This is a genomic window from Streptomyces sp. L500, from assembly GCF_054551825.1.
Window position 1 is genome coordinate 166,769 of record NZ_JBTOLC010000007.1, and the last position, 11,083, is coordinate 177,851.

Consider the following 11,083-nt stretch of genomic DNA (forward strand, 5'->3'; position numbering starts at 1 on the left):
CCCTGGCGTGCCGGGCTGTCCCGGTATGCCGGGCGGTCCCGCCATGCGGTCCAGTCTGGCGCCTGCGGGCCGGTGGGGGCTGGTCGCGCAGTTCCCCGCGCCCCTACGGGGCGCTACCGAACCGCATCGGACTTCGCCAAGACCGGTTGGCCCCGCCGTGCGACCCGGTCGGACCACCACCCCCGTAGGCGGTCCGACCGGGCCCGTTCCCCCCCCGTCAGGCCCCGACCCGGCCCGGTATCTCCTCGCTGGTTGGGGACGTTGTGGGCCGGATGCCGAAGAGGCCCAGGCCGTGGCGGGCCCGGAAGCTACGGCTGTGCCGGATCGTGACGACCACGAGCACGGCGATCAGCCCTATCGACTGGAACCTGCCGAGTACCGGCACCACATCGACCGGCAGCGACAGTGCCTCCAGCGTGCTCAATGCCGCGTCGAGCAGTTCGACCCCGCCCCACAGCACCGTCAGCCCCCGCAGCGCCGCGCGGAACTCCGGCATGGCGTCCCAGACGCGCTCGGCCTCCTCCTCCGCCGCCGGATCCCTCAGCCGTCGCCCGAACTGGAAGGCGAAGGGCCGGGCCGCGAACAAGGTGCCCAGGATCCATAGGCCCAGCACCGCCGGGAGCCCCGCGTCCTTCAGCAGGAGCACCCGGGGGCTGCCGCTGATCAGCGATGTCACGGCCGATACCGCGAGCAGGGCCACGATCAGCAGGTCGAAGACCTCGGCCCGCCGCCGCACCACGGCCGTGACCAGCGCGTGCGCGGCCGGTATGGCGCTGCTCAGCAGCAGGGCCTGCCACTGGGCGATGCCCTGCGCGCGCAGCGCGTAGTACACGGCCAGGGGCAGCGCGACGCTGACGGCGAGGGGCGCGAGCAGCGCCCGCGCGGGGCGCGCACCACGCGATTCCATCCGTTCCATGAGGTGCCTCCAGCGGTTCGGCCCGGCGATCCGGCGATCTGCTTCGACGTTAGAAGCCGGGCGGGTGGAGACGGATCGGAGCCAGGGCCGGTTTCCCGATCGCCGCCTCCACCCCGCCCTCCACCCCCGGGTGGAGACCTCCGGTGGCTGCCGGGCATCCGCCCGGGAGCCGGACGGTAACGTGACCCGGCGTGACCACACTGATCTGGATCGCGGCCGCCCTGGTCGTCATCGGCGTCTACCTCAGCTGGACCGCCGGCCGGCTGGACCGGCTGCACAGCCGTATCGACGCCGCCCGCGCGGCCCTGGACGCCCAGCTGCTCCGGCGCGCCTCGGTCGCCCAGGAGCTCGCCACCGCCGGGATCCTCGATCCGGCCGCCTCGATGGTGATGTACCAGGCCGCCCACGCGGCCCGGCAGGCCGAGGAGGAGCACCGCGAGGTCGCCGAGAGCGAGCTCAGCCAGGCGCTGCGGGCCGTCTTCGCCGAGACCCCGCAGGTGGAGGCCGTCCGGCAGGCGCCCGGCGGCGAGGAGTCGCTGGCCGAGCTGACCCAGGCGATCCGCAGGGTGCCCATGGCCCGCCGGTTCCACAACGACGCCGTACGGGCGGCCCGGGCGCTGCGCCGGCACCGCAAGGTGCGCTGGTTCCGGCTGGCCGGTCACGCCCCCTTCCCGATGGCCTTCGAAATGGATGACGAGCCTCCGGCCGTCCTGGCCGACCGGGCAGGCCACTGACCCCGGATTGGCCCTTTTTCCCGCGCCTCGAACGCCGGTTTGATGACGATGCAGCAATACCGGCCCTTGATAGCGAGGTCACATCGTGTCCACCCCCAGCACGCCCCAGACTCCGGAGACCGGCACCGCGCGCGTCAAGCGCGGCATGGCCGAGCAGCTCAAGGGCGGCGTGATCATGGACGTCGTCACCCCAGAGCAGGCGAAGATCGCCGAGGACGCCGGCGCGGTCGCGGTCATGGCTCTGGAGCGGGTGCCCGCCGACATCCGCAAGGACGGCGGCGTGGCCCGGATGTCCGACCCGGACATGATCGAGGGCATCATCAACGCCGTCTCCATCCCGGTCATGGCCAAGTCCCGCATCGGCCACTTCGTCGAGGCCCAGGTCCTCCAGTCCCTCGGCGTCGACTACATCGACGAGTCCGAGGTCCTCACCCCGGCCGACGAGGTCAACCACTCCGACAAGTGGGCCTTCACCACCCCCTTCGTCTGCGGTGCCACCAACCTGGGCGAGGCCCTGCGCCGCATCGCCGAGGGCGCGGCCATGATCCGCTCCAAGGGCGAGGCCGGCACCGGCAACGTCGTGGAGGCCGTGCGCCACCTGCGCCAGATCAAGAACGAGATCGCCAAGCTGCGCGGCTTCGACAACCACGAGCTCTTCGCCGCCGCCAAGGAGCTGCGCGCCCCCTACGAGCTGGTCAAGGAGGTCGCCGAGCTCGGCAAGCTGCCGGTCGTGCTGTTCTCCGCCGGTGGTGTGGCCACCCCGGCCGACGCCGCGCTGATGCGCCAGCTGGGCGCCGAGGGCGTCTTCGTCGGCTCCGGCATCTTCAAGTCCGGCGACCCGGCCAAGCGCGCCGCCGCCATCGTGAAGGCCACCACCTTCTACGACGACCCGAAGATCATCGCGGACGCCTCCCGCAACCTGGGCGAGGCCATGGTCGGCATCAACTGCGACACCCTGCCCGAGGCCGAGCGCTACGCCAACCGCGGCTGGTAACAGCACACGTTCATCCCGGGTGGGCGGTCCGCGGCTACACGGCGGGCCGCCCACCCGGCGTACCACCGGCGGCCGGTGGGTGCGGTCCACCGGCCGTCCCGACCGCCCCGCCGCAACCGACCCGAGAGGCAGTGCCCACCGTGTCCACCCCCACCATCGGCGTCCTCGCCCTCCAGGGCGACGTCCGCGAACACCTCGTGGCCCTGGCCTCGGCCGACGCCCTCGCCCGGCCCGTGCGCCGGCCCGAGGAGCTCGCCGAGGTCGACGGCCTGGTCATACCCGGTGGCGAGTCCACCACCATGTCCAAGCTCGCGGTGATCTTCGGTCTGCTGGAGCCGCTGCGCGAGCGCGTCCGGGCCGGGATGCCCGTCTACGGCACCTGCGCCGGCATGATCATGCTCGCCGACAAGATCCTGGAGGGCCGTGAGGACCAGGAGACCCTCGGCGGCATCGACATGATCGTGCGCCGCAACGCCTTCGGCCGGCAGAACGAGTCCTTCGAGGCGAAGGTCGAGGTGGCCGGCGTCGAGGGCGGGCCCGTCGAGGGCGTCTTCATCCGCGCCCCCTGGGTCGAGTCCGTGGGCGCGGCGGTCGAGATCCTCGCCGTTCACGACGGCCACACCGTCGCCGTCCGGCAGGGAAATGTGCTGGCCACGTCCTTCCATCCGGAGCTCACGGGCGATCACCGGGTCCATGAGCTGTTTGTGGAGATGGTCCGCTCCACCCGCTCGTGAGATCCCGGTAGGATCTCTGTCGTTCGTTCTGAATTTGGTTACGCGAAGGAGACAGGCGAGATGTCCGGCCACTCTAAATGGGCTACGACGAAGCACAAGAAGGCCGTGATCGACGCCAAGCGCGGCAAGCTCTTCGCGAAGCTGATCAAGAACATCGAGGTCGCGGCCCGCATGGGCGGCGTCGACATCGAGGGCAACCCGACGCTCTACGACGCCATCCAGAAGGCGAAGAAGCAGTCGGTCCCGAACAAGAACATCGACTCCGCGGTCAAGCGCGGCGGCGGCCTCGAGGCCGGCGGCGCCGACTACGAGACGATCATGTACGAGGGCTACGGCCCCAACGGTGTCGCGGTGCTCATCGAGTGCCTCACCGACAACCGCAACCGCGCCGCCTCCGACGTGCGCGTCGCCATGACCCGCAACGGCGGCTCCATGGCCGACCCGGGCTCGGTGTCCTACCTGTTCAACCGCAAGGGCGTCATCATCGTCCCCAAGGGCGAGCTCACCGAGGACGACGTCCTCGGCGCGGTCCTGGACGCGGGCGCCGAGGAGGTCAACGACCTCGGCGAGAGCTTCGAGGTCCTCAGCGAGGCCACCGACCTGGTCGCGGTCCGCACCGCCCTCCAGGACGCCGGCATCGACTACGACTCGGCCGAGGCCAACTTCGTGCCCACCATGCAGGTGGAGCTCGAGGAGGAGGCCGCCCGCAAGATCTTCAAGCTGATCGACGCGCTCGAGGACAGCGACGACGTCCAGAACGTCTTCGCCAACTTCGACGTCTCCGACGAGGTCATGGCCAAGGTCGACGCGTAAGCGTCGCGTTCCGGCCGCGGCCGGCGGACGGGCCAGTGGGACACGTGTCCCACTGGCCCGTCGGCGTGAACGGCCGTTGTCAGTGGCAGCCGATAGCCTGCCCGAGCAGGTGAGCGGAGGGAGGGGCGCGATGCGGGTGCTCGGTGTGGACCCGGGGCTGACGCGATGCGGTGTCGGAGTGGTGGAGGGCGTCGCGGGCCGTCCGCTGCGCATGGTCGGAGTGGGCGTCGTCCGCACCCCGGCCGACGCCGACGTGGCCGACCGGCTCGTCCTCATAGAGCGCGGCATCGAGCAGTGGCTCGACGAACACCGCCCCGAGTACGTGGCGGTCGAGCGGGTCTTCAGCCAGCACAACGTCCGTACGGTCATGGGCACCGCCCAGGCCAGCGCGGTCGCCATGCTGTGCGCCGCCCGGCGCGGGCTCCCCGTCGCCCTCCACACGCCCAGCGAGGTCAAGGCCGCCGTCACCGGCTCCGGCCGGGCCGACAAGGCCCAGGTCGGCGCCATGGTCACCAGGCTGCTGAGGCTCGACGCGCCGCCCAAGCCGGCCGACGCCGCCGACGCCCTGGCCCTGGCCATCTGCCACATCTGGCGCGCGCCCGCGACCAACCGGCTGCAGGAGCTCGCCGCCGCCCACCGCCGCACCCCCACCCCCGTACGCATCCCGAAGGGCACCCGATGATCGCCTTCGTCTCCGGGCCGGTCGCGGCCCTCGCCCCGGACACCGCCGTCGTCGAGGTCGGCGGCGTCGGCATGGCCGTCCAGTGCACCCCCGGCACGCTCGCCCGGCTGAAGGTCGGACAGCCCGCCAGACTGGCGACGTCCCTCGTCGTCCGCGAGGACTCCCTGACGCTCTACGGCTTCGCCGACGACGACGAGCGGCAGACCTTCGAGCTCCTCCAGACCGCCAGCGGGGTCGGCCCCCGCCTCGCCCAGGCCATGCTGGCCGTCCACTCGCCGGACGCGCTGCGGCGGGCGTTCGCCGCCGGGGACGAGAAGGCGCTCACGGCCGTGCCGGGCATCGGGAAGAAGGGGGCGCAGAAGCTGCTCCTTGAGCTCAAGGACCGGCTCGGCGCGCCGGTCGGCTCGGCCGGTCCGCTGAGCACGGGGGCTTCGGCCGGTGTCGCCGGCTGGCGGGATCAGCTGCATGCCGCGCTCGTCGGGCTCGGTTACGCGAGCCGGGAGGCCGACGAGGCCGTCGAGGCCGTCGCGCCGCAGGCTGAAGCCAGTGGTACGCCGCAGGTGGGGCAGTTGCTGCGGGCGGCGTTGCAGACGCTCAACCGGGCACGGTGAGCGGGGCGCGGTGCGGGCCGGTGGTGGGTTTGTGCCCACCCTCCCCCAGCTACCGCTGGGAGGCGCCCCCAGCCCTGCGGAACGCCCGCCCACATACTTCTCCAACCGTGAGGTTTTACTCGTGAACTGGGACGACGAGTCCACCTACGAACCCCCCGCGGCCGACCGCCTCGTCGGTACCGCCGCCGATGGGGAGGATCAGGCTGTCGAGGCCGCCCTGCGGCCCAAGGATCTGGACGAGTTCATCGGGCAGGAGCGCGTCCGCGAACAGCTCGATCTCGTCCTGAAGGCCGCCCGCGCCCGGGGCGCCACCGCCGACCACGTCCTGCTCTCCGGCGCCCCCGGCCTCGGCAAGACCACCCTGTCGATGATCATCGCGGCCGAGATGGGCGCCCCCATCCGCATCACCTCCGGCCCCGCCATCCAGCACGCCGGCGACCTGGCCGCGATCCTCTCCTCCCTCACCGAGGGGGAGGTGCTCTTCCTCGACGAGATCCACCGCATGTCCCGGCCCGCCGAGGAGATGCTCTACATGGCCATGGAGGACTTCCGGGTCGACGTCATCGTCGGCAAGGGCCCCGGCGCCACCGCCATCCCCCTGGAGCTGCCGCCCTTCACCCTCGTCGGCGCCACCACCCGCGCCGGACTGCTGCCGCCCCCGCTGCGCGACCGCTTCGGCTTCACCGGCCACATGGAGTTCTACTCGCCCGCCGAGCTCCAGCGCGTCGTCCGCCGCTCCGCCCGCCTCCTCGACGTGGAGATGGCGGACCAGGGCGCCGCCGAGATCGCCGGCCGCTCCCGTGGCACGCCCCGCATCGCCAACCGGCTGCTGCGCCGTGTCCGCGACTACGCGCAGGTCAAGGCCGATGGTGTGATCACCCAGGAGATCGCCGCCCAGGCCCTGGCGGTGTACGAGGTGGACGGCCGCGGCCTGGACCGGCTGGACCGGGCCGTGCTCACCGCGCTGCTCAAGCTCTTCGGCGGCGGTCCCGTCGGGCTGTCCACGCTGGCCGTGGCCGTGGGGGAGGAGCGCGAGACGGTCGAGGAGGTCGCCGAGCCGTTCCTGGTGCGGGAGGGCCTGCTGGCCCGTACGCCCCGGGGCCGGGTCGCCACCCCGGCGGCCTGGTCGCACCTCGGGCTGGTGCCGCCGCAGCAGGGCGGGGCACCCGGCCAGCGGGGTCTCTTCGGGGAGTGACGGCGCGGGGGCTGGTCCGGTCAGGAACCACGGTGCCATGCTGGGCGTTGTTCCATCGGTGCGGAACCGCTTAGACTCCGCCGATGCCGTCCGTATCGCACGGCATACCACCCCCGTAGACCAGGCCGTTTCCCCAGCGGTCGTGTGAAGGAATCCCCGTCCCGTGAATATCGCGACTCTCCTGCCGTTCATCGTGCTCATCGGGGCCATGTTCCTGATGACGCGCTCGGCGAAGAACAAGCAGCGCCAGGCCGTGCGGATGCGCGACCAGATGCAGCCAGGTACCGGTGTCCGGACGATCGGCGGCATGTACGCGACCGTCAAGGAGATCCACGACGACACGGTTCTCCTGGAGGTCGCCCCCGGCGTCCACGCCATCTACGCGAAGAACGCCATCGGCGCCGTCCTGGAGGACGCCGAGTACAACCGCATCGTCCACGGCCTCGAGCCGGAGGAGACGCCGGTCGTGCCCGACGACGCCTCCTCGCTCACCGAGGCCGTCGAGACCGGCGAGCCCCCGGTCGACAAGAAGATCGACCTGGGCAAGGACGCCGCTCCGGCCGAGGGCGGGACTAAGGACACCGAGGCGGGGGCCGAGAAGTCCGGCGAGGCGACCGAGCCGAAGGACAAGGACGCGAAGCGGGACGGCGACACCGACGCCAAGTAGTCCTTCTCCGGAACCGCGGAGCACCCACTGAGCGGTGCGCCGCGGTTCCGTTACGGTCTAGGCTCCGGCGGGGGCAGGTCCCCACATCATTTCGTGGCCGCCCGGCGAACACCCGACGCCCGGCGGTTGGACAGGGAGAAACGACAAGGTGGCAGCACCGAAGAAGGGCCGCAGGTCCCCGGGCGGCCAGGGCAGGCCGGGACGAGTCCTGGCCCTGATCCTGATCGCCATGGTGGCGCTCACCGGGGGGATGTTCGCCTCCGGGCACACCACACCGCGGTTGGGCATCGACCTCGCGGGCGGCACCAGCTTCACGCTGGAGGCCAAGAACCAGCCGGGCAAGCCCAACGCGATCAACAAGACCAATATGGACACCGCCGTCGGCATCATCGAGCGGCGTGTCAACGGTCTTGGTGTGACCGAGGCCGAGGTCCAGACGCAGGGCAGCAAGCACATCATCGTGAACATCCCCCGGGGGACGAACGCGAAGCAGGCTCGCCAGCAGGTAGGCACCACCGCTCAGCTCGGTTTCCGGCCCGTCCTCACCGCGACCGCCGGTGTCAAGGCGCCCGAGCCGACGCCCTCCTCCTCGGCCGACAAGGGCAAGGGGAGCCAGTCCGGCGACAAGTCGGCTGACAAGTCCGGCGACAAGTCCGGCGACAAGAACAAGCCCTCCGGCTCGTCCTCCGCCTCCACCGGCCCCCAGGGCCGTCCCGTGACCGACGCCCTCAAGGCCGACGGCACCCCGACCCCGCAGGCCACCGCGTCCGTGTCCGACGGCAAGAACGCCGACGGCAAGAAGGACGAGGCCAAGAAGGACGACAAGAAGGCGCCCACCCCGCCGCCCACCCCGGGCGCCGGTGACGTGGCCGCCCTCCAGAAGCAGCTCGACGCCCTGGACTGCTCCACCAAGGAGAGCCGCTCCAAGGCCAACGAGGCCGCCTCCGCGGCCAAGGCCACCGACCCCATCGTCGCGTGCCGCAAGGACGGCTCCGTCAAGGAGATCCTCGGCCCGGTGGCCGTGGAGGGCGCGTCCATCAAGGACGCCAACGCCGTCTTCGACTCCCAGGGCGGCAAGGGCTGGCTCGTCCAGCTGAAGTTCAACTCCTCCGGCGCCAAGAAGTTCGCCGACGTCACCGGCCAGCTGGCCGGCAAGCCGTCGCCGCAGAACCAGTTCGCGATCGTCCTCGACGGCGAGGTCGTCTCCGACCCGTCCGTGAGCACGTCCATCGTCGGCGGCCAGGCGGAGATCTCCGGTGGCTTCACCCAGCAGAGCGCCCAGGATCTCGCCAACGTGCTGTCCTACGGTGCCCTGCCGCTGTCCTTCGACGTCGTCACCGAGCAGACGGTGACCGCCGCGCTCGGCGGTGAGCAGCTGCGGGCCGGCCTGATCGCCGGTGCCATCGGCCTCGCCCTCGTCGTGCTCTACCTGGTGATCTACTACCGCGGTCTGGCGCTCGTCGCCCTCGCGAGCCTCGCGTGCTCCGCCGTGCTCACCTACACGATCATGGTCCTGCTCGGCCCGGCCATCGGCTTCGCGCTGAACCTGCCGGCCGTCTGCGGCGCCATCGTCGCCATCGGTATCACCGCCGACTCGTTCATCGTCTACTTCGAGCGCATCCGCGACGAGATCCGCGAGGGCCGCACCCTGCGTCCCGCCGTGGAGCGCGGCTGGCCGCGCGCCCGCCGCACGATCCTCGTCTCGGACTTCGTCTCCTTCCTCGCCGCCGCGGTGCTCTTCATCGTCACCGTCGGCAAGGTGCAGGGCTTCGCGTTCACCCTCGGCCTCACCACGCTCCTCGACGTCGTCGTGGTCTTCCTCTTCACCAAGCCCCTCATGACGATCCTCGCCCGCCGCAAGTTCTTCGCCAGCGGCCACCCGTGGTCCGGTCTGGACCCCCAGCGGCTCGGCGCCAAGCCGCCGCTGCGGGCCTCCCGCCGCCGTCCCTCCGCCACCGTCGACCCGAAGGAGGCGTGAGATGTCGCGACTCGGTAATCTCGGCGCCCGGCTCTACCGCGGCGAGGTCGGCTACGACTTCGTGGCCAAGCGGAAGATCTGGTACGGCATCTCGATCCTGATCACCATCACGGCCATCGTCGGCCTGGCGGTGCGTGGTCTGAACTTCGGCATCGAGTTCTCCGGCGGCGCGGTCTTCACCACCCCCAAGACCTCGGTCTCGGCCGAGACGGCCCGCAAGACGGCCCAGGACGTCTCGGGTCACCCCGCGATCGTCCAGAAGCTCGGTGACAAGACGCTGCGCGTCCAGGTCAGCGACCTCACCCCCGAGCAGTCCCGCAAGACCCAGGAAGCGCTGGCCAAGAAGCTGGACGTCGACCTGAACAAGGTCAACACCGACATCGTCGGCCCGAGCTGGGGTGACGAGATCGCCGGCAAGGCCTGGACGGGCCTCGGCGTCTTCATGATCCTCGTGGTCGTCTACCTGGCCATCGCCTTCGAATGGCGGATGGCGCTGGCCGCGCTGATCGCCCTGATCCACGACCTCACCATCACCGTCGGCGTCTACGCGCTCGTCGGCTTCGAGGTCACCCCGGGCACCGTGATCGGTCTGCTGACGATCCTCGGTTACTCCCTCTACGACACCGTCGTCGTCTTCGACGGTCTGAAGGAGAGCGCGAAGGACCTCACCAAGCAGACCCGCTTCACCTACAGCGAGATCGCCAACCGCAGCCTCAACGGCACCCTGGTGCGCTCCATCAACACCACGGTCGTCGCGCTGCTGCCGGTCGCCGGCCTGCTGTTCATCGGCGGCGGCTTCCTCGGCGCGGGCATGCTCAACGACATCTCGCTCGCCCTGTTCGTCGGCCTCGCGGCCGGTGCCTACTCCTCGATCTTCATCGCCACCCCGCTGGTCGCCGACCTCAAGGAGCGCGACCCGCAGATGAAGGCCCTGACCAAGCGGGTGCGCGCCCGCCGTGCCGCCGACGCCGCCAAGGCCGAGGCGGGCGGGGCCGTCCAGGACCGCGAGCCGTCCGACGTGGACGGCGCGGACGACGAGGAGCCGGAGGACGCCGCCGCCGGGGTCGTCTCCCAGCGCCGCCAGAGCCGCGGCCGCGGCGGTCGTCCCTCGGGGAAGCGCCGATGAGCGCCCCGCAGGAGCTGCGCGAGCTGCTGCTCAGCCGCATCCACGACGTGCCGGACTACCCGAAGCCGGGCGTGATGTTCAAGGACATCACCCCGCTGCTCGCCGACGCCGAGGCGTTCGCCGCGCTCACCGACGCCCTCGCCGGGCTCTGCGAGCGCCACGGCGCCACCAAGGTCGTCGGCCTGGAGGCCCGCGGGTTCATCCTGGCCGCCCCGGTCGCCGTCCGCGCCGGGCTGGGCTTCGTGCCCGTCCGCAAGGCGGGCAAGCTTCCCGGCGCCACGCTGGCCCAGTCGTACGAGCTGGAGTACGGCACCGCCGAGATCGAGATGCACGCCGACGCCCTCGTCGAGGGCGACCGCGTCCTCGTCATCGACGACGTGCTGGCCACCGGTGGCACGGCCGAGGCGTCCCTGAAGCTGATCCGCCGCGCCGGCGCCGAGGTCGCCGGTGTCGCGGTGCTGATGGAGCTGGGCTTCCTGCCGGGCCGCGCCCGGCTGGAGCCCGCCCTCGACGGCGCGCCCCTGGAGGCGCTGATCACCGTCTGAGCCGCCCGGCTGGGGGCACCTCCCAGCGGTAGCTGGGGGAGGGTGGGCCCACACACGCGGCGGGCACCGGGGAAGTCCCCGGTGCCCG

At 71.5% G+C, this 11,083-nt stretch carries 12 protein-coding genes; 11 read left to right on the forward strand and 1 reads right to left on the reverse strand.

Features of this window, described 5'->3' with window-relative positions:
- Nucleotides 1–217: 217 nt before the first annotated feature.
- A complete protein-coding gene (locus ACX9I7_RS10425) occupies nucleotides 218–916 on the reverse strand; it encodes a VC0807 family protein (protein ID WP_387576389.1) in 699 nt (232 codons plus the stop codon).
- Between the two features lie 191 nt (nucleotides 917–1,107).
- Here ACX9I7_RS10425 and ACX9I7_RS10430 point away from each other — a divergent pair, with 191 nt between their 5' ends.
- From ACX9I7_RS10430 to ACX9I7_RS10480, 11 genes are all read left to right on the forward strand, one after another.
- Nucleotides 1,108–1,650, forward strand: coding sequence for a LemA family protein (locus tag ACX9I7_RS10430; RefSeq protein ID WP_387576387.1), 543 nt, complete (start codon nucleotides 1,108–1,110; stop codon nucleotides 1,648–1,650).
- A gap of 82 nt (nucleotides 1,651–1,732) precedes the next feature.
- Nucleotides 1,733–2,644, forward strand: coding sequence for a pyridoxal 5'-phosphate synthase lyase subunit PdxS (gene pdxS, locus ACX9I7_RS10435; protein ID WP_126913343.1), 912 nt, complete (start codon nucleotides 1,733–1,735; stop codon nucleotides 2,642–2,644).
- A 140-nt stretch (nucleotides 2,645–2,784) separates the two neighbouring features.
- Nucleotides 2,785–3,378 carry a pyridoxal 5'-phosphate synthase glutaminase subunit PdxT gene (gene pdxT, locus ACX9I7_RS10440; RefSeq protein WP_387576385.1) on the forward strand — a complete coding sequence of 198 codons (594 nt, stop codon included), beginning with the start codon at nucleotides 2,785–2,787 and terminating at the stop codon, nucleotides 3,376–3,378.
- Between the two features lie 60 nt (nucleotides 3,379–3,438).
- Complete coding sequence (locus ACX9I7_RS10445; protein ID WP_358622444.1) at nucleotides 3,439–4,191, forward strand: YebC/PmpR family DNA-binding transcriptional regulator; 753 nt, start codon at nucleotides 3,439–3,441, stop codon at nucleotides 4,189–4,191.
- Nucleotides 4,192–4,321: 130 nt separating this feature from the next.
- Nucleotides 4,322–4,873, forward strand: coding sequence for a crossover junction endodeoxyribonuclease RuvC (gene ruvC, locus ACX9I7_RS10450; RefSeq protein ID WP_189453936.1), 552 nt, complete (start codon nucleotides 4,322–4,324; stop codon nucleotides 4,871–4,873).
- Nucleotides 4,870–5,484, forward strand: coding sequence for a Holliday junction branch migration protein RuvA (gene ruvA / locus ACX9I7_RS10455; protein ID WP_189453938.1), 615 nt, complete (start codon nucleotides 4,870–4,872; stop codon nucleotides 5,482–5,484). The genes ruvC and ruvA overlap by 4 nt, the downstream gene beginning before the upstream one ends.
- Nucleotides 5,485–5,605: 121 nt before the next feature.
- On the forward strand, nucleotides 5,606–6,679 hold the full coding sequence (gene ruvB / locus ACX9I7_RS10460) for a Holliday junction branch migration DNA helicase RuvB (protein ID WP_459387132.1): 1,074 nt from the start codon (nucleotides 5,606–5,608) through the stop codon (nucleotides 6,677–6,679).
- A gap of 163 nt (nucleotides 6,680–6,842) precedes the next feature.
- Nucleotides 6,843–7,346 carry a preprotein translocase subunit YajC gene (gene yajC, locus ACX9I7_RS10465; RefSeq protein ID WP_387576381.1) on the forward strand — a complete coding sequence of 168 codons (504 nt, stop codon included), beginning with the start codon at nucleotides 6,843–6,845 and terminating at the stop codon, nucleotides 7,344–7,346.
- A gap of 148 nt (nucleotides 7,347–7,494) precedes the next feature.
- Nucleotides 7,495–9,324: a protein translocase subunit SecD gene (gene secD / locus ACX9I7_RS10470; protein ID WP_459387133.1), complete on the forward strand. Its 1,830-nt coding sequence runs from the start codon at nucleotides 7,495–7,497 to the stop codon at nucleotides 9,322–9,324.
- A 1-nt stretch (nucleotide 9,325) separates the two neighbouring features.
- A complete protein-coding gene (gene secF, locus ACX9I7_RS10475) occupies nucleotides 9,326–10,450 on the forward strand; it encodes a protein translocase subunit SecF (RefSeq protein ID WP_387576377.1) in 1,125 nt (374 codons plus the stop codon).
- Nucleotides 10,447–10,995 (forward strand): adenine phosphoribosyltransferase, encoded by a 549-nt coding sequence (locus ACX9I7_RS10480; protein WP_189453948.1) that lies wholly within the window; start codon nucleotides 10,447–10,449, stop codon nucleotides 10,993–10,995. The genes secF and ACX9I7_RS10480 overlap by 4 nt, the downstream gene beginning before the upstream one ends.
- Nucleotides 10,996–11,083 lie beyond the last annotated feature (88 nt).

Coding starts and splice junctions, on each gene's coding strand:
- ACX9I7_RS10445 (WP_358622444.1), top strand. CDS start 3,439: ATGTCCGGCCACTCTAAATGGGCTACGACGAAGCACAAGAAGGCCGTG.
- ACX9I7_RS10425 (WP_387576389.1), bottom strand. CDS start 916: ATGGAACGGATGGAATCGCGTGGTGCGCGCCCCGCGCGGGCGCTGCTC.
- ruvC (WP_189453936.1), top strand. CDS start 4,322: ATGCGGGTGCTCGGTGTGGACCCGGGGCTGACGCGATGCGGTGTCGGA.
- ACX9I7_RS10480 (WP_189453948.1), top strand. CDS start 10,447: ATGAGCGCCCCGCAGGAGCTGCGCGAGCTGCTGCTCAGCCGCATCCAC.
- ruvA (WP_189453938.1), top strand. CDS start 4,870: ATGATCGCCTTCGTCTCCGGGCCGGTCGCGGCCCTCGCCCCGGACACC.
- secF (WP_387576377.1), top strand. CDS start 9,326: ATGTCGCGACTCGGTAATCTCGGCGCCCGGCTCTACCGCGGCGAGGTC.